Source organism: Luteibacter anthropi, assembly GCF_023699965.1.
Taxonomy (GTDB): Bacteria; Pseudomonadota; Gammaproteobacteria; order Xanthomonadales; family Rhodanobacteraceae; genus Luteibacter; species Luteibacter anthropi.
Genome location: NZ_CP077072.1, coordinates 4,087,398 through 4,110,518 on the forward strand (window position 1 = coordinate 4,087,398; position 23,121 = coordinate 4,110,518).

The following is a 23,121-nucleotide window of genomic DNA, read 5'->3' on the forward strand; positions in this document are numbered from 1 at the left end:
GTCAGGGACTCATCGGGGTATCGGAAAGGAGGGAGGCGGCCAGCCGGTTCGGCAGGCAGGCCGCGAACCATTGCATCGACAGGCACAAGGCGATGAACGCCGCGCTCATGAAAGTGAACGCCTGCGGCGCGAATGGCGCCATGGCGGCGACATAGGCCATGCGTAGGAAGATCAGCAACGAGAAAAGCGATGCCGATGCGCGCACACGGCGTACGCTCCACACGAGCACCCCATAGAGCGCAATGATCGAAGCGAATGCGCCCGCAGGTCCCATGGCCATCAGGAAGGGAAAGAACTCCGTTCCCACGTTGATGGTGGGAGAGTCCAGGGGAATGTTCGTGCCGGCCGTGGCAATAGAGCCGCGCAATGGCACCACCTGGTTAAGCAGGAAATCAGCGTTGCCGTAGTGCTTGGCAAGGATCGAAGCGAAGTTGTAAGGCCCCGCGCTGACATAGAGAAGCAACCAGCGGATGCCTGGCGGCGACGCCAGGTATACCGGACCGAATGGCAGCGTCACGCCTTCCAGGGGTCCCGACCTGAGGATGCCCAGCACGGCAAACAGGCTCATACCCGCCACGGCGAGAAGCGCCACGACCAGCCATGGCAACCGCCTGCCCGGCTCCCGCCTCATGACCAGCACCAGTCCCATCGCGAACAGCGATGCGAAAATACGATTCCTGTCGATCACCAGGATGGGGAAAAGAATGCCCGCCAGCACCATCGCGTGGCGCACCCAGCGGCGTCGCACACACAGCAGGGCAACGGGGGGAAAGACCCAGCACCAGGCGGAAATATGGCGTATATGTTCGCGGCCGCCGTCCATGTCGGCATAGGCTGAGGGTTTGTCCCATAGCGGCACGGAAAAGAGCGCAAGGTCGAGCACGCAGAAGACCCCGACCAGCGCACAAAATGCCAGTGCAACAAAGGCTTCACGAGTACCTGCATACTCCCCCGCCAGCCGGATGCCCTGAGGTAACCGTGGGCCGGTGATCAGATCGAGCGCCATCACCAGCAAGGCAGCAAGTGAGAGCAGTCCGATGCCCTCCATGTAACCGGCAGGCATATCGTAGGTGAGCCAGGCCGCGGCACATGCGAACAGCAGGGGCAGACTCAGGTAAGTGGAAGCAAGACGCAGCAGGCCGGTCATGCACGCGTCGCCACCGGTGACAGCGCCAGCCTGCGCATCGCCGACATCCCCCGCAGCGCCGCATAAGCCAGCAGGTGCGCACCCAGCGAAACCGGCTCCCTGCCGAGGTAAGCGATCTTTGCCGCGATGTAGTGGGCCTGCGCCTGGAGAAGCTGGCGATCGGCACCGTCGAACAAGGCGAGCCGACGTTCTGCCACGCCCTGCGATTCTTTCAGGTGCGCGATGCGGGTAGCGAGATGACGCGTCTTGCTCTGGTTCGCATCGTGCAGGCGATAGGCGCACACAGGTACATCGGCGAAGCCAAGCGCATCGCGAGCGACAAGGCGAAGGAAGAAATCCCAGTCGTCGATGCGAAGATCCTCGGTCCAGCCCGCCACCTGGGCGGGTACATGTCGGCGCAGCAGTGTCACGGGGCCACCAATGGCCCATCGGGAAATCACGGCGCGTCGGATGCCCTGATCCGTGGCATAGACGTGCTTTTCCGCGCCGTGAAGCTCGCACATGCCGCTGGCATACAGGCGGTTGTCGTAGCGATCCACGACGACGGAATCGCCGATCACGGCCGACTTCCATGGATGAGACTGTAGATAGCGCACGAGTTTCTCCGTTCCGCCGGGCAGCAGGTAGTCGTCGCTGGCACCCAGCCTTAGAAACTCCCCGCGGGCCAGCGAGGCCAGTTCGTTCAGCGTCGCAGCCACGCCCCGGTTCTCACGTTTCAGGAACGTGATGGGCAAGGCGTTCCGATGGCGTTCCACCCAGCTGGCGATCCTGGCTGGCGTACCGTCGACGGAACCATCATCTATGATCACCAGCTCCTTGGCCGGGTAGGCGTCTTCAAGCACGCTGTCCAGGCAGCGCTGAACGAAGCGTTCGTGGTTACGCGCAGGGATGAGGATGGAAACCAGCGGATCAGTCCGTTCGCTCATGACGGAAGCCTCTGCAGGTAGCGCCGGGCCACCAGGAGATTGAAAACGAGATAGCCCACGTAGTTCACGGTGAACGCATATACCGCACCGATGAGGCCGAACCATCCGGTAAATACGAATACGAGCACGACGTAGCTTGCGGCAAAGACAAACTCCGATATGACGAACAGGCCCGTCATCGCCTTGGCCAGCATCAGGTAGGAGAGGACGAAAGCCGCGATCTTGATCACGTCGCCGGCCAGCTGCACGCCATATAGGGCATTTGCCGGCGCGAAATCGTCGCTGAAGAGTAGTCGGGTAACCCATGTACGGGCCACGTAGACGAGCCATGCAAGCAACGCCGCTGCCGGCAGAAGCTGCCGCCAGGCCTGTCCAATTTCCCTGCGCAGCGCTTCGCGTCCGGGAATCGCGGCCAGTCTCGGCAGGTAATGCACATTGATCGCCGTGGTCAGGAACAGAAGGTAGGCATCGGAAACCCGGCTGACAGCCTGCCAGTAGCCCACCTGCTCCCAACCCAGTTGCGCGGCGAGATGATCGCGTACCGCCATGCCGACCAGCGGTGAACACAATGCCGAACTCAGCGTCATCACGGAGAATGTCGCCAGCCTTAGCATCATGTCCCGATCAAAACCGGCCCTCAGCATGTCAAGTCGGAAATACGGGCTGCGCCACCAGGCGGGTATGCCAACGACCAGCCAGAGCAATTGCGCAAGGACCAGGGCCAGCAGCGCCCCATAAAGCCCCAGCCGCCACGACAGCCACACCGCAAGCACCATGCTCAATGCCGAGCCGACCACCTGGATGAAGACCAGCCGGCGTACATCCATGAAGCCGTTGACTACAGCCAGCAGGTAGTTCCCCGCCGCAATCCCGGCTTGTGCAAAAGCGAGCACTCGCAACAGGCTTTCATAGCGCACGTCATCCAGCAGCCACGAGGCCAGCGGGCGACTGAAGAACCATGTGACGCACCCCATCACCAGCGATGCGCAAAGCGCATAGGCCAGCGCCGCACTAAGCAGGCGTGCCAGGCGCTCGGGTTGATCCCTGTACTCGGCAACGTATTTCACGATGGCGGCGCTGATCCCACCTCCTGCAAGTACGGTAAGCAGCGACATCAGGCTCATGAACTGGCCGAACTTCCCTACCCCGTCCGGTCCGGCGGTCCACGCGACCAGCTTGATCAGTACGAGGCCGGCCACCAGTCTGGCTGCCGTGCCTACGGCACTGTAGAGGCCATGGCGGGCTATCGACATGCGCCGCCCTCGAAGGCCCGGCAGGCTACGATGACCTTCCGTATCGCTTCCGTATCGAGGGTCGGCGAAAGCGGGAGGCTGAGCACTTCAGCGTGCAGGCGCTCCGCCAGCGGCATCCGGGGACGCCCTGCCGATGCATACGCAGGCTGGCAATGGGATGGCACCGGGTAATGAACCTGGGTGTGGATACCCCGTGCATACAGATGCTCCTGCAGCGCATCACGATGTTCGCAGCGCACCACGAACAGATGCCAGGCATGCCCTTCCTCCCTCGCAGCGGATGGCAGCACGATGCCGGGATGCACGATCCCTTGGCGATACTGTCGCGCCACCTCGCGCCGCCGGGCAATGTCCTCGTCCAGCCATGACAGCTTGACCCTCAACAGGGCGGCCTGCATCTCGTCCAGCCGCGAATTCACGCCCTGTATCCGGTGGTGATACTTCGTTTCGGAACCATAGTTACGCAAGGCAACGATCTGGCGTGCAAGATCGCCATCGTCCGTGGTGACGGCACCGGCATCGCCCAGCGCACCAAGGTTCTTGGTCGGAAAGAAGCTGAAGGCTGCGGCATCCGCAAGCGAGCCTGCCTTATGCTCTCCCAGGCGGGCTCCATGCGCCTGGGCCGCGTCCTCGATCAACAACAGGCCATGATGGCGGGCCAGCGCCTTGAGCGCTGGCATATCGGCAAGCTGCCCATAGAGGTGTACGGCGACCACGGCCCGTGTGCGCGGGCCAATCGACGATTCGACATGCCCGGGATCGAGGTTGAACGTCGTACCATCGGGCTCGACCGGCACTGGAACCAGGCCGCTCAGGCTCACCGCCAGAAAGGTTGCAATAAAGGTATTGGCGGGTACCAGGACCTCATCGCCATCCTTGAGCAGCCCCAGTTCCTTGTAGCCGCGGAAGATAAGCGTCAGCGCATCCAGGCCGTTACCCGTACCCAACGCATGACGTACGCCACAATAAGTGGCAAATTCCTGTTCGAATGCCGCCAGCTCGTCACCCAGAACATACCAGCCGGAGTCGATCACCCGCGCGGCCGCCGCTTTCAGCGCCTCGTTGTAACGCGCATTGACCTTTCCAAGATCAAAGAACGGAACCGTCATGCGATATCCCAGGTATAGAAGTCGTGGACCACGGAACGGGCGCCGAAGCGTTCCTTCTGTTCCACCAGGCCGTTGTTCAGCACCATGCCGGCCTGCTCGGTGGAAATGCCGAAGCTGAAATGGCGTTTATGGGCATAGACGACCTCGATCAGGTCCCCCAGCAAAAGACTGAGTGCCTGCCGCCTTCGCCCCTCGTCCGAAGCCGCCAGGTATTGCGTATGCACGGCAGGCCCCAGGTCGTAGACGAGTGCGGCCGCGAGCAGCTCGTCGTTATCACGAACCTCGTGCAGCACGATGTGGCCGGGAAACCGCGACTTGAGAAGGCGCAGCTCGTCGAGGCTATGGGTGGGCGCGGCATCGTGAGCGGCCAGCACATGGCTGAGCAAGGCGTGGAAAGCCGCTAGGTCACCACCCGAGGTCATGGTCAGGCCGCTTCGCCTTGCCCGCTGGATTGCACGGCGGCGCTCTTCGGTAAAATGAAATACCCCTTGCAGGGCAATGACCGACGACAGGTCGCGCCGATGCAGCCTGGCACCAAGGCGATGCAGTGCGTACAGGTCCTCTTCCGCGGGATAGGCCTGGAAAACATGGGGGACCGCCTTGTAGATCAATCGCGTGACACCCTGCGCACGGAAGTGGGCCCCTATCCGTTCGAACACCTCCAGCGTGGCCACGGCGCGAAGCGCGCGCGTACTGATCAGGCCGGCGTAGGTAAGGCCACCATGACTCGTGACATATGCGCCATCGATGTTCGCCGGCAGCACGGCAACCATTTCCCCGGCCTTCTCGATCACCAGTGAGGCATCCGTGAAGCGGTCTGCGTGGTAGTCCATGTAGCCGCGGCGGTGCAGAAGGTTGCCATTGCGGGAGCGCTCCACCACGGCATCCCATGCGGGGGCATCGGCAGCGACGTAAGGCCTAACCGAAAGCATGCGACACCTTCGTCTTCATAACGGTGTCCGGGAACGACTCGGCAACACCGAAACCCTCGCGCCCCATGTCGTTGCCGTTGTAGAACATCCACGTCCGTCCGCCGTCGGCCGCCAACGCCGGATAGCAAAGCGCCTGTGCGTCCCAGCCCGATGACGATGGCGCGATGCCGAGGGCATCGTCGCGGCGCTCCCAGGTCACGCCGTCGTGGCTGAAACCCATGCCTGGCTGGTAGCGGCCGGCGCGGTCGCCCCAGGTGAAATACATCGCATAGCCTTCACCATGGCGGTATACGCGTGGACGACCGATGCGGTACTCATCGCCCCGTGGTCGCAGGCATTCGCGGTCATGGCGCGAGATGTTCCGCAGATCATTCGCCTGCGTGCAACGGATGTGATAACGAGGAAATGGCTGGCCGCCGATCCACTCCCAGTCGTCGCCGCTGGCATACCACAGTCGCCACAATCCGTTTTCGTAGTGCGCACTGTGGATCGCCGCAATGGTGCTGCGTCCCGGTGCGCGGTCGAGAATGGGGGTTTCCTGCACACGCTGGAAATGCTCGCCACCATCGATGGAAACCGCCAGCCCGGTAAACGCGAGGAACTTTGCACAGGCAACGCGCTGGAAGCCGACATAGAACAGGTGCAATCCACCTGGCGCATCGACCACGTCGCCCAGGATCATGCCACTGTCGTCGAAACAACCGCCACGGCCGATATCCAGCACGGGCACCTGGCTGACGCGCAGGACGGTCGACGGGTCCTTCGCCAGCAGGTCGACATAGCCGATCCGACCCACGCCATCCGCATCGCGGAACGAGGCAAACACCCGGATCGTTCCATCCCCGCGGACCCATGGTGTCGGCGTCAGCGCGGCATGATTCATCCAACCGCCCACGCCGTGCTTCGCCACGTCGAACACCAGTCCCCGTTTACGCCATACCCGGGGCATCAGAACGCCACTTCCAGACTGCTCCGGTCAGCAAGCGCACGGGCTGGCGAACCCACGTAGACCTTGCCAGGCTCCGTGTTCCGAACTACCAGTGCCCCTGAACCAATGACATTATCCTCGGCGATCACCACGCGGTCGTTGAGGGTGGCATTCACGCCGACGAAGCTGTTGCGGCCGATCTCGCAGTAACCGGATATCACGGCGTGCGAAGCGATGAAGACGTGATCGTGAACAACGGTGCGATGACCGAGATGGTTGCCGCTCCACAGGATGCAGTTGTTTCCCACCGTCACGAACGGCTGGATCACATTGCCTTCGAAGACAAAGGTGTTTTCGCCTATGCATGCATTGCGCCATACGAAGGCCCGGCTGCTGACATAGCTGGCAAACCGGTACCCTCTTCGCTTGCCGTCCTCGTAAAGCCTTGCGCGTAGCCGATTGAGGCCCGTGGCCGGAATGGCGACGAACAGTTCCACGTCAGAAGGGGGGTGCACGGCGTCCAGGTCTTCATAAGGAATGACGGGGCGCCCTTCAAGCACGGGCTGCGTGATGTAAGCGCGCTCGATGCTGAAAGCGATCACCTCGTAGTCGCTATCGTGCTCGAAGTACTCCAGGGCGATCAGCGCAAACTCCCCTGCACCCACCAGGACCAGCGGCCTGCTCATGCGGCAACGCCCTCCACGACCTGGCCAGCCCGCACCTCGCGCAGGAAGGCTTCGTAATCCGTGATGTAGTCCGCCGGGTTGTAGAGCTGATCGGCCAGCACCATCAGCACACAGTCTTCGCTGAACTCATAGAGTTCGCGCCAGATCATGTCGCCAAGCAGAAGCCCCTGGGAAGGATCGTTCAGCACGAACCGCACCGGGCCTGCGCCCTGATCGACCAGCACCGTGACCGATCCACGTACAGCGACCAGTATCTGGCGAAGATGCCTGTGTGCGTGATTGCCACGACGCACGTCTGCCTGTGTGGCATAGATGTAGTAAACGCGCCGGATCTCGAACGGCACGTTGCGCTCCTGCTCCAGCGAAACCAGCATCCCTCCGTGGTCGCCGTGTTTCTGAAATTGAATGCATTCGATGTCCATGGGATGCCCGGCCCTCTTCGCTGGAGTACAGCTGTTCCGATGAGTGCCGGGGCCGCCCCCAAAGGTTGTGTCGTCATCAGCACAACCTTTCACCCGGACCGCGTCACTCACCGGACAACTACTGCTTTGCGTCCGGGGGAACGGGATGAATGGCCATCGCTGCACGAGGAGCGTCACGTGACGCCAACATCTGAAGACGCCACCGGAGTTGTCACGGAAGTCCATCGCCCTCGCGGGTTACGCTGGCTTCACTGGATCACCGTTGCCTGCCTGGTCGCCGTGGCGGCACTGGCGCTTGTGCGGGACCAGGTGGCGGGACGCCTGGTTCGCCAGTGGCTGCTGGAAGGGCATCGTCATACGGGGTTGCTGATCCTTCTGCTGGCGTGCCTGCGCATTGGCCTGCGCCTGCGGCTCGGTCGCCTTCCTCCGGTGGTGCACTCGCCACTGGTTCGCGTGGCCTCGACACTCACCCACGCGGCGCTCTATGTGCTGCTGCTGGCCCTGCCCTTGATCGGCTGGGCGCTCAGCGACGCCGAAGGCAAACCGGTTCACCTGTTCGGATGGACCTTGCCCGCGCTGGTGGCAGACGACGAAGACCTCGCCGACCAGTTGCTGGCCTGGCACCAGAACATCGCTTGGGCACTGCTTGCCCTGGTCCTGCTGCATATCGGTGCGGCGCTCTGGCACCACTTCGTCAAGCGTGACGGCGTGCTGCGGTCCATGTGGCCCGCTGGCAAACGCTGATCGTCATCGCATCGACATGGATACCCAAGGAGATCCCATGCTTTATACGCAGCGCCGTTCCCGACGCCGCCCCGCCGCCCTGCCCGTACTGTGTGGCATCGGTGTCGCCCTTTCTTTCGCCAGCAATGTCGCGCAGGCCATCCCGGCCTATGCCCGGCAGACCGGTGCATCGTGCGCCGACTGCCATGCGGGTGCCTATGGTCCCGCACTCACGCCATATGGCATGCGCTTCAAGCTCAACGGCTATACCGATACCGACGGCAAGGGATTCAAGCTGCCAGTGGCCGCCCAGCTCGTGGGTACGCGATCGGTGCCTGCCCGCGGCGACAGCACCAATCAGCTGACCGAGGCCGACGTGTACATCGCCGGACGCCTCACCGACCAGATCGGCGGCTACGTGAAGGTGGAAAACGATAACCGGGGGCATAACAAGTTCGATACCAAACTCAGCAACATCGACCTTCGCTTTGTCGCCAAGGAACTTAAGCTCGGCGGCAAGGACCTCACCCTGGGCGTCAGCGTCAACAACAGCCCCGGCTTCCAGGATCCGATCGGCTCCATGTTCGCCGCTTCCACCCTGGGGCCCGCTGGCGTGACCGGCACCCTGCTGAACCTCTCCAGCCCCAATGCACCCGCCGACCGCGTGATCGGCGCTACCGTCTATGGCCTGTACGATTCCCACTGGTACGGCGAAGTGGGCACCTATCACTCGCTGCAACCCTCGACGCAGGATCGCCTGGGTTACAACATCAGCGGCGATCCGGGCCGGTTGCACGACACCGGTTATGCGCGCTTTGCCTATATGCGCGACATGCGCCGCCAGTTTTTCTCCGCCGGCCTCGTGGCACTCACCACGGAGCGCGAACTGCCTCGCGGCGGCCCGCGCGACGACCTGACGGATCTCGGCTACGACGTCACCTACCAGTTCCTCGGCAACCGCGAACACATCGTCCAGCTGAGCTACGTCAACATCCTGGAGCGTCGCAAGTACGGCACCACGCCAGCCAGCCCGGTCAATCCCGGCGTCTTCGCCAAGCCGCGCGGCACGGTGCACGACGAAACCTTCAGTGCCACCTATACCTTCAAACAGAGCTATTCACTGCAATACGCCCACCTGGTGAGCACCGGCTCGGATGACGCGGCACGATTCATTCCCTATGGATCGCCCGATACCACCGCCAACCTGATCAGCCTGTCCTGGGCACCTTTCGGCAAGGACGACTCGTTCACCTCGTTTGCCAACCTGAAGCTGGCCGCCACCTGGTTCCGCTTCCGTCGCTTCAACGGCAGCCGCACGGACGTCTTCGGCGCCCCGGGCACGAATGCCGGCGACCTCAACGCCTTCTCCCTGTCCGCGAGCGTGGCCTTCTGACCATGCTCCAGGACCCGATCACCTGGATCCCACCCATGCGCTACAACCTGCGGAACACGATGGCCCTGGCATTTGTCCTGGCCCGGGTCGCTACCCTGCCGGCAATGGCCGGGGATGCACAGGCCGGCAACGACGTTTTCAAGACCGAGTGCGCGGAATGCCACAGCATCAAGGAAGGACGCAACAAGAAAGGCCCGAGCCTGTTCGGCGTGGTCGGGCGCAAGGCGGCGGCCCTGCCTGACTATGACTACTCCGATGCCCTGCGTGGACAAACCACATGGGTATGGACGCCGGAACAGCTTCACACTTACCTTTCCCAGCCGGCCAGCCATGCCAATCCCGGCACCCGAATGAAATACGATGGCCTGAGCGATCCGAAACAGCTCGACGACCTCATTTCCTACCTGGGCACCCTTCACTGACGGCGACCGCCATGTTCCTACGATCCGGCCCGACCCGCACAGGCGGCGGACGGCCCATGCCGCTTCGAGGCGGGTCGGTTTGCGCGCTCGCCCTGGCCGCCTGCGTCGCCTGGCCGGCCCATGCCGGCCAGGGCAGCTTCAGCGGCGGCGTGGCCCTGAGCACGCAGCTGGTCGATCGTGGTCAGGCCGTCTCGCCCGCCACGCCCATCCTGCAAGGCAGTGTGGCCTGGGCGGCAAACGGATGGATGCTGGGGCTGTCAGGCAGCGCCCGGTTCAATGCGCCAGCGGGGCATTTCGTGGAAGCCACGGCGCAGGCCGCGCGCTACTGGACGCTATCCAGCGACTGGAGCATGCAGGCGGGTGCGCTCTACTACCGGTATCCACCCCATCTCAAATATCCGGCACGCCAGCGCTATTTCGACCGGATGGAAGTCGGCGTGCACTGGACCTGGCGCGACGTCCTTACCTTCGGCGTGTCTTCCATGTCCACCGTGCACCAGCAGCGCCAGCATTGGCGGGAAGCCGTGGACGCGACCTTCCGCTGGCCGCTCACCCGCTACCTGTCGCTGTCCGTCGGCGCAGGCGTGGCCCATGCCCTGACACCTTCCTACCAGCGGTATAGTTACGGCCAGGCAGGACTGGCCTGGACCCAGGGCGCGTGGCGCTTCGAAGTGGTCCGCCTCGCCTCGGACCAGAAGCCCGGCTGGAATCCGGCCTACCCGAAGGCGGAGCCATGGGTTGCCACCCTCCTGTGGTCGTTCTGAACGACAAGGCAACCTTTTCGCGTCGAACCGGCACGTATGACGACACCTTCCGTCCCGCCGCTGACTGCCCCCATGAACGACGCCGACATCGAAACCGACGCCGCCGACCGCATGCTGCTCCAGCGCATGGCGGCAGGCGATCGCGTAGCCCTCGCCACGCTCTACCGGGGTTATCACGGCCGCCTGTGCCGTTTCCTGTCCCGGCTGACCCGGCGCGCGGACGTCATCGAGGAAGTCATCAACGACTGTTTCTGGATCGCCTGGCAGAAGGCCGCCACCTTCCAGGGCGACTCGCGGGTATCCACCTGGATCATGGGCATTGCCTACCGCTGCGGCCTCAAGGCGCTGCGCCAGCATGGCGACGAGCCCATCCAGGACGAGGCACTCTACGGCGACCTGGCACCCAGCCACGATCCGGGCGAAGACCGCGAACTGCGTGACTGGCTCGGCAAGGCGCTCGAACGCCTCAGCGTGGACCAGCGGGCCGTCCTCGAACTGGTCTACGGTGTAGGGCATTCACTCAACGACGTCGCGGTCATCATGCAGTGCCCCGTGGGCACCGTGAAGGCCCGGCTTTTCCATGCACGCGTCAAGCTGCGCAATGTCCTGCCCGACCTGGCAGGTGACCCATCCATGCAGCTAGGGAGTACGCCATGAATTCTCCAACCCCCGCAGGGCGGGACTGCGCCCGGGCATGGGAAGCCATGCCCTGGGTCCTGCAACACAGTGCCTCCGCCGCACAGGCCGAATGGCTGGAAGGCCACCTGGCCGGATGTGCATCCTGCCGCAACGAGTATGAGCAGCAGCGCCTTCTGCAAAAGGCCATGCAGCTGCCTTCCGACGTTCCGGTAGACGTCAATGCCGGCCTGAAACACCTGCTGGATCGCCTGGACGTGCACGACGCCGAGGCCGCAGCGGCGCCGGTGGCACGGCCGTCACGCCTGCGTGGCAACCAGTGGATCCTCCGGGGACTCGTTGCGGCGGTCTTCGTACAGGCCGTGGGTATCGGCATCCTCGGCCTGAAACTCAGGCAGCAGGATGCCAGCCCGGCTTATCACACCTACAGCCAGACGACGGGCGTCACCGTGCCGCCCGGTGCGATGCATGTCGTACCCGATGCCGGCATGAAGGTGGCTGACTGGAACGCGGTCGTGAACTCCTTGCACCTGCAAGTGATAGGCGGTCCCAATGCGGTAGGTGCCTATACCGTGCTTGCCGCCGGAGGAGCCTCCGCACGGGAGGATGTGCTGCGTCGCCTGCGCGCAACGCACGGTATCCGCATGGCCGAACCGGTCAGCGAGGCACCATGAGGCTTCTGCGCGTCGGTATCGCCCTTGCGTCGCTTGCCCTGGCGGCGTGCAGCGCCTCGCACTCGGTGGCGAGAGCGCAAGGCGATATCGCGCCCGCAGCGAGTGCGAGCAGCATGGACGGTGATCGCGACATCGTGCTCGCCGTCGCCAACCCCCTTGAGCCGCCGGCCACCCACGCCGGCTCCACCCTCATCGGATACACCCCGCCCGCCAGCTATGGCGCAGGCCAGCGCGCGCTGGCTGTTCTTTCGGATATTGAAAAGCAATATGGCTTGCGCGAGCGCACCGGCTGGCCCATCAAGGCTTTAAGCGTTTACTGCGTGGTGGTGGAAACGCCACCTGGCGTATCCCGCGATGCCCTGCTGAAAACCCTGGCCGCCGACCAGCGCGTGAGCCTTGCGCAACCGTTGCAGGACTACACCGTCTATTCGGATAGCACGGCGTCCGCGTCACAGGGCAACCCGCGCTACAACGATCCCTATGTCGACCTTCAGCGCGGTTTTGTGGAAACCGACGCCACAAAAGCGCATCAGGTCAGCCAGGGGCATGGTGTGCACGTGGCCGTCATCGACACCGGCGTCGACCCTGCGCATCCCGATCTGCAAGGCCAGATCAGCGAGCAGCGCGACATGGTGGGCAACGATGTCGCCAGCGCCGACGGCTATCACGACGCCCATGGCACCGAAGTCGCGGGCATCATCGCCGCCGTGGGCAACAACCACCAGGGCATCGTCGGCATCGCTCCCGCCTCCACCGTGTCCATCTACCGCGCATGCTGGTACACGAACGACCGGCGCAGCGGTGCTCGCTGCAATTCGTTCACCCTGGCCAAGGCCATGGCAGCCGTGCTGGATACCAACACGCGCATCGTCAACATGAGCCTCGGCGGACCTGCGGATCCCCTGCTCGGCAAGCTGCTGGCCGAACTACTGAAACAGGGACGCATCGTCGTGGCAGCGTTGCCTCCCGACGGTTCGATGGCGGGCTTTCCCGACAACACCCCCGGCGTGATCGTCGTGCGCTCCGGCTCGGCCACCCAAGCGCCGCCCGATGTGCTCAGTGCCCCTGGTGATGACATCCTCACGACGCAGCCCGGCGGTGGGTACGACTTCACGTCGGGTTCGTCCATGGCCACGGCCCACGTCAGCGGCATCCTTGCCTTGATGCTTTCCGTATCGCACGGGCTCGATGCCGCTTCCGCGGAACAGATGCTCGAATCCACCAGTACCGTGGTCAACGGCATGCGCCAGGTCAATGCCGCCGCGGCCCTGCACGCATTGCAGCAGACACCACACCGCTAGAAGCGCGTCGTTGAGTCAGCAGACATGCCGTGCCAGCAGGCCAAGCTGCTTCACCGCACGATCGAGGCGATCGTCCCACGGCAAGCCGCAGCTGATCCGCAGGCAATCCGCGTGATCGCCGTTGCGCGAGAACAGCACGCCCGGCGAGGTGCCGATTCCTTTTTCCAGCGCAGCCTCGAACAAGGCCACGCCACCGCCCGGCGAGGGCAGCTGTAACCACAGCGACAGCCCACCCTGGGGATCGCTGACCCGGGTGCCCGAAGGCCACTGGCGATAGATGGCGTCGCGCAGGCGATGTGCGTTGTCTGCCACCGTCTTCCGCAACCGGCGCAAATGCCGTTCAAGATCGTGCTGCCTGAGGTAATCGGCGATGGCCAGCTGCGGCAGGCTGGCACTGCTCACGGTCGAGAAATATTTGGCGCGGGTCAGCTCGTCGGTCCAGGCCCCGCCGGCCATCCAGCCCACGCGCAGCCCGGGAGCCAGGATCTTGGAGAACGAACCGCAGCTGATCACGATACCGTCGGTGTCCCATCGACGAAGCGGCGAAGGACGCTGTCCGGACCATGCCATCTCGCCGTAGATGTCGTCTTCGATGACGATGGTTCCATGTCGCGCGCAATGCTTCAGCAGAGCCTGCTTGTCGGCATCGCTCGTGAGACTGCCCAGCGGATTGTTGAAGTTCGGCACGAGGACGGCGGCTTTAACCGCATTCTGTGCGAGCAGTTGCCCCAGTCGCTCGACATCGATGCCCTGCCCCGGCCGGTTCGGCGTTTCCACGACTTTCAGCTTCAGCGCCGCAAGCGTCTGAAGAATGCCGTGGTACGTCGGCGTTTCCACGAGCACGACGTCACCGGGGACGGTGACCGTACGCAAGGCGAGATGAATCGCTTCCATCGTGCCTGCCGTGATGACGATTTCATCGGGCGACACCGTGGCCCCGACATGCGCATAACGCTGGGCAATCTGCCTGCGCAGCACCTCATGCCCCTGCGGAGGTGCGTAGTCGAAAGATGCCGTACGTGCATGGCGCATGCAGCGCCCGAGTGATGCCGCCAGAGCCGCCTGCGGCAGCAACGACGGACCAGGCGTTCCGCTGTGCAAAGGAAAAACGTCCTCGCGGGCGAGCATGGCCAGCACATGCTGGAGGGCCGGATTCCTGACCGGACCCGGCGCACGCTTCGGCGGCGCCTTGATCGTTGGCGACAGCGAAGAGGGGGCGTGGACGAAATATCCGGATCGCGCACGTGCCACCACGATGCCTTCCCGTTCCAGCTGCAGATAAGCCTCCACGGCGGTGGCCGCGCTGACCCCGTGTCCCTGTGCCAGTTGCCGGATCGACGGCAATCGCTCACCGGCGCGCAGGGTACCGTGGGCAATCTGGGCCCGGATATCGTCCGCCAGTCGTTCGTACCGGAGCATGGTCGCCCTATCTGTACTGGTCAAATTTCATTCTATCTGAATCTGTATTGGCGACCAGCCCCCGTCTAACCTGACGGAAACGACAGGAACCCCACATGCACACCACACCAGCCGGTGACGATTCCCGGCGCGCGCTCTTGCAGCTTCTCCTGGGCGAACTGTTGATCGGTTCGGTCGGGGTCTTCGTCCACGAGAGTGGCCAGGACGCGATCACGGCCGTGTTCTACCGCTGCCTGTTCGGCGGCCTGTTCCTGCTGGGCTGGGGAGCCTTCCGGGGCTACCTGCGCGGACTACTGGATGACCGGGCCTTGCTGCGTGGTGCGCTACTGAGCGGTGTGCTGCTGGTGCTCAACTGGGTTGCCCTCTTCCTGGGCATGGAGCGGTCGTCGATCGGCGTGGCGACGCTGGTGTATCACGTCTTTCCCTTCGTGATGCTCATCCTTGCGGCGCTGTTCCAGGGCGAACGCACTCGCCCGGTCGATCTTGCCTGGACCCTCATCGGTTTTATCGGCGTGGCCTGCTCGGCGGACCCGGGTCGCCTGTGGCATGGCGCCGATGCCTCGTACCTCGCAGGCATCGGCCTGACCCTGGTGGCGGCTGTGCTCTGCGGTACGTCGTTGCTGCTGTCACGCAAGGTCGGCAAGCAGAAGCCTTTCGCCCTTGTCATGATCCAGTGCTGGATCGGCGTAGCGATGCTGGCCGGCTTCAGCAGTACCTCGGTATTCCATATGGGCACGCACTGGGGTTGGCTGGTCGGGCTGGGCGTCATCCACAGCGGCATCGTCTACGTGTTGTTCTACTCCGCCTATTCGCGACTTCCCGTCGTCACGATCGCGGTGGTTTCCTTCGTGTATCCGCTGGTCGCACTGCTGCTCGATTACCTCATCTACGGCCATGCGCTCGTACCGGTGCAGATGGCCGGACTCGTATTGATCGTCCTTGGGACCCTGGGAGTCAATCTCAAATGGCGCATTGCAGGATGGGACAAGCGCAGGCCCGCATAACTGCGTCAGGGCAGCGAAAACCGCAGTACGACGGCCCGCTATGACGTGTAAATATCCCGATAAGTCAAAGCCAGGGCGAGGACCTCCTGAAACATAAGCTTATCGTCAACCAGCGTCTCTTCGTGATGCTTGCGTTCGAGCATCAGGCAGAGGCCCCGACTCAATCGTTCGGCGTAATGGGTCATGCGACTCCAAAGCGCGATCAATGCCGACACATCGCGTCCCATCGCATCCTTCTGATAAGCGCAAAGCCGCTTACGATAAAAGACGGTCATGAGCACGAGCGCACAGGCGTCCAGTAACGTGCCGCCAGCCCGCACGATCAGTGCCCCCATCAGGAGCCGGGCAATGCGACCATTTCCATCGAGAAAGGGATGAATGGCAGTCAGCTGGAAATGCGCGGCGCAAAGAAACCCGCGATCAGGATCACCTTGCGCCTGGCAGGCCTGGAAAAAATTATCGAGGTACAGGGATATGGACGCTGCGGGGGGATACAGCCATTCTGCATCATGAATGGAATGAAAGGGGCCATGCCATACGGCACGGTCTCTTATTCCCCGCATGGATGCAGGAACAAGACCGGCGTGAGCCAGAACCAGCGATTCAATACTCATATCCCCGGCGAGCGATGAAAGTGCGCGCAGGCATGCCAACTGCTCGACGAGATAGCGATCCGACAGCCTCTTTTTCCGAAGGGGCCACCTTAGCAGGCTTTTCGGATCTGCCCGCCAAGCACAGATGACATATAGAAGGTACCGGGCCGCCAATGGCCTCGTGTCAATGCCTTTACCGGATTGCACCAGGCGAGTCTCGACAGCGGGTTTCGATGCCTGCGTACGTAAAAGGCCTGGAACAAAGTAGCGCAGATCCGAGTGCAGCCCACGATGCCTGTAGCCGACGTAGGTTCCGTCACTGGAGAAGTGCTCACGCATGGAAGGTCATGGCAATCTCCCGCAGTTCAGTCATGATCGCCTGTGCATCGGCGTCGTTCCAGCCGAACCGAAGCAAATAATCGACACGTCGCCGCTCACTCACCGGCATGAGTATCGGATAGATACCCATGCCTCCGACCCGAAAAAGGTAGACAACGGCGGAACGAACGGAGCAAGCATGTTTCAGGCCCATGAGAACCTCGGCATCATGCAGCGCATGCATTCGTTGTCGGTCCCGGATAGCACGTTTCGGAACGAAACAATTCACCAGACAAGGAAAACGGTTCGGAGAAGCAGGTCTTGCATGCCGCGATAAGACGGGTAACCTCAGCAAGCCCCTTGCCCTGATCCAGCAGATTCGCGCACTGAACCGCAGCCAGAATCTCCATATGAAAAGGCGACACGGGAACGAACGTGACACCACAAACGGAATGACCGGCTTGTGTCCGATAGAGCAAGGATCCTGATCTCACCGCCTCCAGGAAGGCTTTCCCCTTCATGGACCGGCTGAACATGAACACCAGGGCGGTCGCCTCGGCACCGATCAGCGAAACGATTTCGTCCACGTCGTCGGCGCCGGCAATGGCCCGTCCGAAATAGGGTGTTCCGAAGACGCTATGCATCAGTCCAACATGCTGCGCCATGGCGCTTGCACCCCAGCGTCGCAGGAGGTCATGTGTTCCGACCAGATGATCCATGAGCGTACGATCCGAATGCCGGATGACCGCCGCCCCGCGCTTGCGTAGAAACGCAAGCAGGTCATGCCGGAGTGGCGCCCCGCCCTCATGGTCGCAGGCGACCGGATCACCCTTGAGTGATGGCCGCCGCATCGCCGTCGCCGTCAGCGGAATCACCGTCATCGCCGGTATCACCGTCGCCCTCATCCGGATCGCCAGCCCCGCCGCCGTCAGCGTCACCATCGCCACCCTCGCCGTCTTCACCCTCGGACACGTCCGACGCAGGTGCGATTGGCTGGTCGCCAATAGCCTGGATAGCTGTGTCGCCCGTGCTGGGCGTCACTACCATTCCGGCATACTGCAGGCCGTTGGCAGCAATGTAGTCCGCCGTATGAAATGCGTTGTCGGTGGCGAGAAACAATTCGGTAAGCGTGTTGGAAATCGGCGTTGTCGGCCAGTACTCCTGAGCAAGGTTGCCGAACCAGCCTCCGATAGCGCTGATATTGTCACCCGTCAGCACACCAGCGAGACTCAGCCCCGCACCGATCGCTATCAGCGGCGCCGCTACTTCAGCGGATGCAGCAAGCACGGTGATATTCGCGGCAATCCCCACAATATTGCCCGCAAGGCTGATGACATCGCCCGCACTTATGTCGTGCCCTTCAGTGATATCAGTAACAATCTTGAGTGCCGTAATCGTTCCCGCAAAAGCGTTCGCTGGAATATTGAGGCCTATCTCCTGGGTAATATTGAATATCCCGGAAACTACCGCAATGGTCTGACCGGCGTTATTGAGTACGTCCAGCTTGTTACCATTATTCTTGAAATCGGTAGCAATCTGGTCAGGCGCCCCCACCTTGCCGACCCAGCCGACAACGATATCCTTGCTAGCCATGGATCATCCTTAAAGATCAAATAATTTGATTGCGAAATAAATAACCAACAGGAACAGGCACATGATTCCGAGCACGTCGGACACAGCCACGATGACGGCGGCGCGGTCCCCGTTTCTCGCAGCGCGCCAGAAATACCCGGTATTGCCTGCCTGATATTTTCCGGCGCTGATATAACGCATGACGATTATTTTTGACACTGCACCAAAAATAATGGCGATAACCACAAAGGCCGCTAACCAGCCCGGCAACGATTGCAAGTTCATTGAGCTGTCGACCTGATCTTGAATACCAAGGATGTGCGCAAGTAGGGGCAATCCCGTGTCGGGGCCTTTGCCGCATGAGGGATGGAGCCGTGGAACACGACGAGTCGCCCCGGTGAAGGTATGACGCACTGGGTGATCCGGGACATATCGTCCGTAAAGAATTGCGTCTCCCCGCCCCAGGCGCTGAACCAGGTTTCATTTACATAGACGACTGCGGTGTATTCGTCCGCCTCGCGAAGATTGTCCCTGTGAATGCCACCATCAAGACCGAAAGTGTGCCCATTTGCATATACCCGAAGAAGTTCGCCCTCCGGAAAAAGCATTTCTCGAAGCTGTATCCACACCTCATGAATCTCAGGGTAGCGAACGGCAAAAACCTGCTTTCTTTCACTTTGCGTCACAACATCCTTGCACCTGGACATCCTGAAGTCACCAAACCTCACATGCCAGAAAGACCGATGATCCATTCCCGGGTTTGACATCCACCCGAAAGACCAGACTGGCTTTCGCAGAATCTGCGCGATGGGCTTCAATTGCTCCGTCGATAGGAAATCGTCCTGGACATGGAGCATTTCTGCTGTCACGTTATCAGCCGACTCCATTGACGAGCCTCAGTTTGCGGGGCCTCGTCGTGACGGGGCGTTCAAGAATACCTAATCGACAGCCTTCCACGAAGGCGGACGGCGGAATCGATGCGGCACTACCGATCACATAGCCATAGTAATAATGGCTCCGCTTTCCATTAACGGAAACTCTTGATCGCAGGGTATAAGACCTGTCCCGTCGGACAAGGAAATCGTGCTTTGCTATGACCCTGGTGAGTTTGCGATCGGCCGCAATCACCATGGTAATGGGAATATCGCCCTGAAAATAGGGATCATCAGGCGATAAACGACACCAGAAATTCCAACTGTCTGGCGACGTTCTTTCCCAGCGAACCTTGTAATTAATCTTGTTTTTCACAGGCTTTTCTGCCGACACGGCAGCATTTGCCACGGAAAAAACAGACATCGCCATCGGGGCGCTCACAAGGGCAGCCCTCATAAACCCACGTCTATTCATAAGATTCCTTTTATCCCTGAATACGAAGCTAATCCATCCACCCTGCTCACGTGTCACGCGATGCATTTTTATCCGACACCAGCGAAACCGTCTACAACAATATATTTCGATTACATGCAGATCATCGTGAGAACCTGATTACCGTGACACAGAACGGAAATCAGAAAGTCACTGCATTGAAATAAAGGAGCAACCACAAAAGAATGAATCAATCGTCTTTACTAAATCAGCCAATGATTATGCATTCCTTTCATGACTATCCATGATCAAGACAGGTACGCGGTTGTATATCGAGAATTCCTGCGCGCTCCTTATGGCGACGCTATAGGGCTTCGCGCTCATGCGATCCAGGCCCATTCCTTGCGCGTTCAATAAAATACCCATTTTGCCCAATGTCCACAAATTGACACACTGCATCGGCATGCTTCATCTCGCTGGTCGAATGGCGCAATCCAATAATCAGAACGGTGGCATGCCGTCACGCCCTGCGTCCTGCACAACGTCTGCTCCCACACCGATACGCAAGGAACGAGAAAGATGAAGTTCATCCATCGTGGACATGTTGGCGTGCTCCTGCTCGCCGTCGCCACGCCCGGTCTCGCATGGCCCGTGGAAACCCCACAGGGCAGCAACACCCCCGCCACTGCGAGTGACGACACCGGCAATGGACAGCCCAACCCCACTCCTGCGAAGGACAAGAAGACCACCAGCGACCTCGATTCGGTCCAGGTCACCGGCAAGGCCGTGGGCTTCACCAATACGGTTATCCCGAAGGACGAACTGAAGTTCGAACCGCCGCTCAGCAGCGTCACCGATGCCGTGAACATGGCGCCGGGCGTGAACATCACCCAGGGCGGTGTCTTCGACAGCGACGATTACTCCACCGGCATCACCCTGCGCGGCTTCACGCAGGACCAGCTCGGCTTCACCATCGACGGCCTGCCCAATGGCTCGGCCGGTTATGCCGGCGGCTCCAAGCCGAACCGTTTCCTCGACAGCGAAAACCTCGCCTCGGCCACCGTGTCGCAGGGCACCGCTGACATCGGTTCACCGTCGTTGCAGGCCCTGGGTGGCACGTTGAGCTATCAGTCGAACGATCCGAAGAGCGAAGCCGGCGTGCGCGTCGACCAGTCGATTGGCCAGTGGGATGCCAAGCGCACCTTCATCCGCCTGGATACCGGCAGCTTCTTCAACAACACCACGACGGCGTACATCAGCTACTCCACCACCCATAACGATCGCTGGATCGGTTTCGGCCACCCGGACAACGGCCACACCAGCCGCGACCACGTGGATCTCAAGCTGATCAGCAACGTCACCGACAAGCTCACGATCACCTCGCGCTTCTCGTGGGACAAGGCCTACGAAAACAACTACAACGACGTCACCAAGGCACAGTTCCAGCAGGATCCGAACTACGACTTCCTCACCACGAAGTGGACCGGCGATCCGAACACGGACCAGCAATACGTCAATGCGTGGAACACCAAGCGCAAGAACGCACTGGCGGGCGTGAAGTTCGACTACCAGGTGAGCGACGACGCGGACATCAGCTTCTATCCGTACTACCACTTCCAGGAAGGCTATGGTGGCTGGATGCCCCCGTACCAGCTCTATGCCACCGACAAGGGCGGCAACCTGGTGAACAACTACCCGGCGGCAGGTGCCGGCTTCGTCCAGGCCTATTACCGTTCGCCCAACGGCGTGGCGCTGGCCCAGCCCAATGGCTGTGCCAATCCGTTCGATGCCGGCTGCTATCCGGCCGGCTCGTCGCCGATCAACAGCTTCCGCGGCAGCACATACAAGAACAACCGCTACGGTTTCATGCTCGATGGCCACTGGGACATCGCCGGCAACCACCTCTACGCAGGTACCTGGTTCGAAGACCAGGATCGCAACGCCGGACGCAACTGGTATGAGGTGCTCGACACCGCCACGTCGTGGAAGTACGACCGCGACGCGTACTACCTGCAGTTCCTGGACAAGCTCAAGACCGACACGCGCAAGCTGTTCCTCCAGGACAACGTCACCTTCGGTCCCGTGGACGTGTCGCTGGGCGTGAGCAAGTACCTGGTGAACATCTCCGGACAGGATCTCATTGCCGGCAACCGTTTTGCCGACAAGGATTTCAACTCCGACATCCTGCCGTCGGTGGGCGCCGTATGGCATCTCACCCCGGAATCGCAGATCTACGCCAGCTACACGAAGAACTTCTCGCCCCCGTCCGACAGCGTCGTGCAGGCCGCCGACAGCGGCACCGACATCAGCCAGGTGAAGCCGGAGACGTCTTCCAACATCGATCTCGGCTACCGCTACCAGACTCGCGACTTCCAGGCCAGCGTGGCGCTGTACCACGTGCGCTTCGCCAACCAGATCAACGAGATCACCCCCACCTCGCAGTACACCCACATCAACTACACCGTGGGCACCGAGGGCACCTACATCAACGTGGGCGGTATCGAGTCGAAGGGTATCGAGGGCCTCGTGGACTGGACCGTGATCCCGACGCTGGATCTGTACGCTTCGGCCACGCTCAACGATTCCACCTACCTGCAGAACCTGGACGGCATCACGAAGGGCAACAAGGTGACGGGCCAGCCGGGTCGCATGCTCGCGGTGGGCATCAACTGGCACAAGGACGACTTCCGTGCCGGCCTGTCCGCCAAGTACGTGGGCGATCGTTACGGCACCCGCGACAACACCGAGAAGATGAACCCGTATACGGTGTTCGATGCCAACGTCGGCTATCACGTCGATCTGGCGGGCGGCAAGGCGGCCACGCCCTGGATCAAGTCGCTCGACTTCACGCTATCGGTGACCAACCTGGCCAACCGTCGTTACCTGGCCACCCTGGGTGACGATTCGACTCCCGGCTATTACTACATCGGTGCGCCGCGCACCTTTGTGCTGACGGCCTCTGCGCAGTTCTGATGTTGAAAGGCCCGGGCGATCGTTGCGATCGCCCGGGCCTTCCGGTGATTCAGGACGCCTTGTGCTGCGGCACCGGCTCACCCCGCGAGGGTAGCCCGAAGATGCGATCGAATGCCCATGTGTACACGAAGGTGTAGATCGGGAAGAAGATGAGCAGCACCGCCTCCATGCTCGCCGCCTTCAGCAGCGATACGTCCATCCACCAGGAAATCAGCGGAATCAGCATGCACACCAGCGAGAGCTGGAAGCCGGCGGCGTGAAGCACGCGGCGGAGCATGCTGCGGCCCTTGTCGGCGCGCGTACGCTCCCAAGCCTCGAACAAGGTGTTGTACAGCACGTTCCAGGTGGCGGCGGTGGTGGAAATCACGACCGCGAGCGGGCCGGTGACCGAGGCGTGACTGCCGCCCATGATCGCAAGACAGGCCGCCGAAACGACCACGCCGATCAGTTCGTAGCCCACCACGTACACCAGTTTTCGCTTCAGACCCTGCACTGCCGTGTCACCTATATATCGATACGGCAGATTGTCGGGCAATTTCCCTGATAGAAAAAGTAAACGCCTATCAAATTATCTGATAGGCGTCGTATTTGGCTTCAAGTGGGGGTCAACCGCCCGGGCGG

Annotated in this window: 26 protein-coding genes; 9 read left to right on the forward strand and 17 right to left on the reverse strand. The window is 61.6% G+C overall.

Annotation, left to right across the window (positions count from 1 at the left end):
- Nucleotide 1: 1 nt before the first annotated feature.
- The 8 genes from KR767_RS17345 to KR767_RS17380 are packed head-to-tail and all read right to left on the reverse strand — an operon-like array spanning nucleotide 2 to nucleotide 7,403.
- Nucleotides 2–1,147, reverse strand: a complete 1,146-nt coding sequence (locus tag KR767_RS17345; RefSeq protein WP_250877191.1) for a hypothetical protein — start codon at nucleotides 1,145–1,147, stop codon at nucleotides 2–4.
- Nucleotides 1,144–2,073 (reverse strand): glycosyltransferase, encoded by a 930-nt coding sequence (locus tag KR767_RS17350; RefSeq protein WP_166946659.1) that lies wholly within the window; start codon nucleotides 2,071–2,073, stop codon nucleotides 1,144–1,146. Before KR767_RS17350 ends, KR767_RS17345 begins: the two co-directional genes overlap by 4 nt.
- Entirely contained in the window at nucleotides 2,070–3,326 is a 1,257-nt protein-coding gene (locus tag KR767_RS17355; protein ID WP_250877192.1) for an O-antigen translocase, read from the reverse strand. Before KR767_RS17355 ends, KR767_RS17350 begins: the two co-directional genes overlap by 4 nt.
- A complete protein-coding gene (locus tag KR767_RS17360; protein WP_250877193.1) occupies nucleotides 3,317–4,435 on the reverse strand; it encodes a DegT/DnrJ/EryC1/StrS family aminotransferase in 1,119 nt (372 codons plus the stop codon). Before KR767_RS17360 ends, KR767_RS17355 begins: the two co-directional genes overlap by 10 nt.
- A complete protein-coding gene (locus KR767_RS17365) occupies nucleotides 4,432–5,367 on the reverse strand; it encodes a GNAT family N-acetyltransferase (RefSeq protein ID WP_250877194.1) in 936 nt (311 codons plus the stop codon). Before KR767_RS17365 ends, KR767_RS17360 begins: the two co-directional genes overlap by 4 nt.
- Nucleotides 5,354–6,316, reverse strand: coding sequence for a glycoside hydrolase family protein (locus KR767_RS17370; protein WP_250877195.1), 963 nt, complete (start codon nucleotides 6,314–6,316; stop codon nucleotides 5,354–5,356). The genes KR767_RS17365 and KR767_RS17370 overlap by 14 nt, the downstream gene beginning before the upstream one ends.
- A complete protein-coding gene (locus tag KR767_RS17375) occupies nucleotides 6,316–6,981 on the reverse strand; it encodes an acetyltransferase (RefSeq protein WP_250877196.1) in 666 nt (221 codons plus the stop codon). Before KR767_RS17375 ends, KR767_RS17370 begins: the two co-directional genes overlap by 1 nt.
- Nucleotides 6,978–7,403, reverse strand: a complete 426-nt coding sequence (locus KR767_RS17380) for a sugar 3,4-ketoisomerase (protein WP_166946665.1) — start codon at nucleotides 7,401–7,403, stop codon at nucleotides 6,978–6,980. Before KR767_RS17380 ends, KR767_RS17375 begins: the two co-directional genes overlap by 4 nt.
- Nucleotides 7,404–7,580: 177 nt before the next feature.
- Between KR767_RS17380 and KR767_RS17385 the strand changes: the two genes are divergently transcribed.
- The 7 genes from KR767_RS17385 to KR767_RS17415 all read left to right on the forward strand — a co-directional run bounded on the left by KR767_RS17385 (nucleotide 7,581) and on the right by KR767_RS17415 (nucleotide 13,316).
- Entirely contained in the window at nucleotides 7,581–8,147 is a 567-nt protein-coding gene (locus KR767_RS17385) for a cytochrome b (protein ID WP_250877197.1), read from the forward strand.
- A 37-nt stretch (nucleotides 8,148–8,184) separates the two neighbouring features.
- On the forward strand, nucleotides 8,185–9,519 hold the full coding sequence (locus tag KR767_RS17390; RefSeq protein ID WP_166946667.1) for a cytochrome C: 1,335 nt from the start codon (nucleotides 8,185–8,187) through the stop codon (nucleotides 9,517–9,519).
- Nucleotides 9,520–9,554: 35 nt separating this feature from the next.
- On the forward strand, nucleotides 9,555–9,941 hold the full coding sequence (locus KR767_RS17395; RefSeq protein ID WP_250877198.1) for a c-type cytochrome: 387 nt from the start codon (nucleotides 9,555–9,557) through the stop codon (nucleotides 9,939–9,941).
- A 56-nt stretch (nucleotides 9,942–9,997) separates the two neighbouring features.
- Nucleotides 9,998–10,705 carry a hypothetical protein gene (locus tag KR767_RS17400; protein WP_250877199.1) on the forward strand — a complete coding sequence of 236 codons (708 nt, stop codon included), beginning with the start codon at nucleotides 9,998–10,000 and terminating at the stop codon, nucleotides 10,703–10,705.
- A 72-nt stretch (nucleotides 10,706–10,777) separates the two neighbouring features.
- Nucleotides 10,778–11,362 carry an RNA polymerase sigma factor gene (locus tag KR767_RS17405; RefSeq protein WP_166946670.1) on the forward strand — a complete coding sequence of 195 codons (585 nt, stop codon included), beginning with the start codon at nucleotides 10,778–10,780 and terminating at the stop codon, nucleotides 11,360–11,362.
- On the forward strand, nucleotides 11,359–12,015 hold the full coding sequence (locus KR767_RS17410; protein WP_250877200.1) for a zf-HC2 domain-containing protein: 657 nt from the start codon (nucleotides 11,359–11,361) through the stop codon (nucleotides 12,013–12,015). The genes KR767_RS17405 and KR767_RS17410 overlap by 4 nt, the downstream gene beginning before the upstream one ends.
- Entirely contained in the window at nucleotides 12,012–13,316 is a 1,305-nt protein-coding gene (locus KR767_RS17415) for a S8 family serine peptidase (RefSeq protein ID WP_250877201.1), read from the forward strand. Before KR767_RS17410 ends, KR767_RS17415 begins: the two co-directional genes overlap by 4 nt.
- Nucleotides 13,317–13,331: 15 nt before the next feature.
- Here KR767_RS17415 and KR767_RS17420 read toward each other — a convergent pair whose 3' ends face one another.
- A complete protein-coding gene (locus KR767_RS17420; RefSeq protein ID WP_250877202.1) occupies nucleotides 13,332–14,735 on the reverse strand; it encodes an aminotransferase-like domain-containing protein in 1,404 nt (467 codons plus the stop codon).
- Between the two features lie 95 nt (nucleotides 14,736–14,830).
- On the opposite strand from KR767_RS17420, the gene KR767_RS17425 reads away from it, so the two are divergent.
- Nucleotides 14,831–15,739, forward strand: a complete 909-nt coding sequence (locus tag KR767_RS17425; RefSeq protein WP_250877203.1) for a DMT family transporter — start codon at nucleotides 14,831–14,833, stop codon at nucleotides 15,737–15,739.
- A 38-nt stretch (nucleotides 15,740–15,777) separates the two neighbouring features.
- Here KR767_RS17425 and KR767_RS17430 read toward each other — a convergent pair whose 3' ends face one another.
- From KR767_RS17430 to KR767_RS17455, 7 genes are read right to left on the reverse strand one after another with little or no spacing between them, the layout of a single operon-like run.
- On the reverse strand, nucleotides 15,778–16,671 hold the full coding sequence (locus KR767_RS17430) for a Fic family protein (protein ID WP_250877204.1): 894 nt from the start codon (nucleotides 16,669–16,671) through the stop codon (nucleotides 15,778–15,780).
- Complete coding sequence (locus tag KR767_RS17435) at nucleotides 16,664–16,894, reverse strand: hypothetical protein (protein ID WP_250877205.1); 231 nt, start codon at nucleotides 16,892–16,894, stop codon at nucleotides 16,664–16,666. Before KR767_RS17435 ends, KR767_RS17430 begins: the two co-directional genes overlap by 8 nt.
- Nucleotides 16,878–17,531 carry a DUF6817 domain-containing protein gene (locus KR767_RS17440; RefSeq protein ID WP_250877206.1) on the reverse strand — a complete coding sequence of 218 codons (654 nt, stop codon included), beginning with the start codon at nucleotides 17,529–17,531 and terminating at the stop codon, nucleotides 16,878–16,880. Before KR767_RS17440 ends, KR767_RS17435 begins: the two co-directional genes overlap by 17 nt.
- On the reverse strand, nucleotides 17,476–18,243 hold the full coding sequence (locus KR767_RS17445; RefSeq protein WP_166946678.1) for a hypothetical protein: 768 nt from the start codon (nucleotides 18,241–18,243) through the stop codon (nucleotides 17,476–17,478). Before KR767_RS17445 ends, KR767_RS17440 begins: the two co-directional genes overlap by 56 nt.
- Nucleotides 18,244–18,252: 9 nt before the next feature.
- A complete protein-coding gene (locus KR767_RS17450; RefSeq protein WP_166946679.1) occupies nucleotides 18,253–18,507 on the reverse strand; it encodes a hypothetical protein in 255 nt (84 codons plus the stop codon).
- Nucleotides 18,504–19,109, reverse strand: a complete 606-nt coding sequence (locus KR767_RS21465) for a 2OG-Fe(II) oxygenase (RefSeq protein WP_425483431.1) — start codon at nucleotides 19,107–19,109, stop codon at nucleotides 18,504–18,506. Before KR767_RS21465 ends, KR767_RS17450 begins: the two co-directional genes overlap by 4 nt.
- Entirely contained in the window at nucleotides 19,096–19,569 is a 474-nt protein-coding gene (locus KR767_RS17455; protein WP_250877207.1) for a hypothetical protein, read from the reverse strand. The genes KR767_RS21465 and KR767_RS17455 overlap by 14 nt, the downstream gene beginning before the upstream one ends.
- A 537-nt stretch (nucleotides 19,570–20,106) precedes the next feature.
- Between KR767_RS17455 and KR767_RS17460 the strand changes: the two genes are divergently transcribed.
- Nucleotides 20,107–22,500, forward strand: coding sequence for a TonB-dependent receptor (locus tag KR767_RS17460; RefSeq protein ID WP_250877208.1), 2,394 nt, complete (start codon nucleotides 20,107–20,109; stop codon nucleotides 22,498–22,500).
- A gap of 49 nt (nucleotides 22,501–22,549) precedes the next feature.
- On the opposite strand, the gene KR767_RS17465 is transcribed toward KR767_RS17460, so the two are convergent.
- The gene (locus KR767_RS17465; protein WP_166946683.1) at nucleotides 22,550–22,993 is read right to left on the reverse strand and encodes a PACE efflux transporter; all 444 of its coding nucleotides are present in this window, start codon (nucleotides 22,991–22,993) and stop codon (nucleotides 22,550–22,552) included.
- Between the last annotated feature and the right edge of the window lie 128 nt (nucleotides 22,994–23,121).

What these genes read in the sequence shown, in the direction of transcription:
- KR767_RS17345 (WP_250877191.1), bottom strand. Translation starts at nt 1,147, where the DNA reads ATGACCGGCCTGCTGCGTCTTGCTTCCACTTACCTGAGTCTGCCCCTG.
- KR767_RS17350 (WP_166946659.1), bottom strand. Translation starts at nt 2,073, where the DNA reads ATGAGCGAACGGACTGATCCGCTGGTTTCCATCCTCATCCCTGCGCGT.
- KR767_RS17355 (WP_250877192.1), bottom strand. Translation starts at nt 3,326, where the DNA reads ATGTCGATAGCCCGCCATGGCCTCTACAGTGCCGTAGGCACGGCAGCC.
- KR767_RS17360 (WP_250877193.1), bottom strand. Translation starts at nt 4,435, where the DNA reads ATGACGGTTCCGTTCTTTGATCTTGGAAAGGTCAATGCGCGTTACAAC.
- KR767_RS17365 (WP_250877194.1), bottom strand. Translation starts at nt 5,367, where the DNA reads ATGCTTTCGGTTAGGCCTTACGTCGCTGCCGATGCCCCCGCATGGGAT.
- KR767_RS17370 (WP_250877195.1), bottom strand. Translation starts at nt 6,316, where the DNA reads ATGCCCCGGGTATGGCGTAAACGGGGACTGGTGTTCGACGTGGCGAAG.
- KR767_RS17375 (WP_250877196.1), bottom strand. Translation starts at nt 6,981, where the DNA reads ATGAGCAGGCCGCTGGTCCTGGTGGGTGCAGGGGAGTTTGCGCTGATC.
- KR767_RS17380 (WP_166946665.1), bottom strand. Translation starts at nt 7,403, where the DNA reads ATGGACATCGAATGCATTCAATTTCAGAAACACGGCGACCACGGAGGG.
- KR767_RS17390 (WP_166946667.1), top strand. Translation starts at nt 8,185, where the DNA reads ATGCTTTATACGCAGCGCCGTTCCCGACGCCGCCCCGCCGCCCTGCCC.
- KR767_RS17395 (WP_250877198.1), top strand. Translation starts at nt 9,555, where the DNA reads ATGCGCTACAACCTGCGGAACACGATGGCCCTGGCATTTGTCCTGGCC.
- KR767_RS17400 (WP_250877199.1), top strand. Translation starts at nt 9,998, where the DNA reads ATGCCGCTTCGAGGCGGGTCGGTTTGCGCGCTCGCCCTGGCCGCCTGC.
- KR767_RS17405 (WP_166946670.1), top strand. Translation starts at nt 10,778, where the DNA reads ATGAACGACGCCGACATCGAAACCGACGCCGCCGACCGCATGCTGCTC.
- KR767_RS17410 (WP_250877200.1), top strand. Translation starts at nt 11,359, where the DNA reads ATGAATTCTCCAACCCCCGCAGGGCGGGACTGCGCCCGGGCATGGGAA.
- KR767_RS17415 (WP_250877201.1), top strand. Translation starts at nt 12,012, where the DNA reads ATGAGGCTTCTGCGCGTCGGTATCGCCCTTGCGTCGCTTGCCCTGGCG.
- KR767_RS17420 (WP_250877202.1), bottom strand. Translation starts at nt 14,735, where the DNA reads ATGCTCCGGTACGAACGACTGGCGGACGATATCCGGGCCCAGATTGCC.
- KR767_RS17425 (WP_250877203.1), top strand. Translation starts at nt 14,831, where the DNA reads ATGCACACCACACCAGCCGGTGACGATTCCCGGCGCGCGCTCTTGCAG.
- KR767_RS17430 (WP_250877204.1), bottom strand. Translation starts at nt 16,671, where the DNA reads ATGCGTGAGCACTTCTCCAGTGACGGAACCTACGTCGGCTACAGGCAT.
- KR767_RS17435 (WP_250877205.1), bottom strand. Translation starts at nt 16,894, where the DNA reads ATGCATGCGCTGCATGATGCCGAGGTTCTCATGGGCCTGAAACATGCT.
- KR767_RS17440 (WP_250877206.1), bottom strand. Translation starts at nt 17,531, where the DNA reads ATGACGGTGATTCCGCTGACGGCGACGGCGATGCGGCGGCCATCACTC.
- KR767_RS17445 (WP_166946678.1), bottom strand. Translation starts at nt 18,243, where the DNA reads ATGGCTAGCAAGGATATCGTTGTCGGCTGGGTCGGCAAGGTGGGGGCG.
- KR767_RS17450 (WP_166946679.1), bottom strand. Translation starts at nt 18,507, where the DNA reads ATGAACTTGCAATCGTTGCCGGGCTGGTTAGCGGCCTTTGTGGTTATC.
- KR767_RS21465 (WP_425483431.1), bottom strand. Translation starts at nt 19,109, where the DNA reads ATGGAGTCGGCTGATAACGTGACAGCAGAAATGCTCCATGTCCAGGAC.
- KR767_RS17455 (WP_250877207.1), bottom strand. Translation starts at nt 19,569, where the DNA reads ATGAATAGACGTGGGTTTATGAGGGCTGCCCTTGTGAGCGCCCCGATG.
- KR767_RS17460 (WP_250877208.1), top strand. Translation starts at nt 20,107, where the DNA reads ATGAAGTTCATCCATCGTGGACATGTTGGCGTGCTCCTGCTCGCCGTC.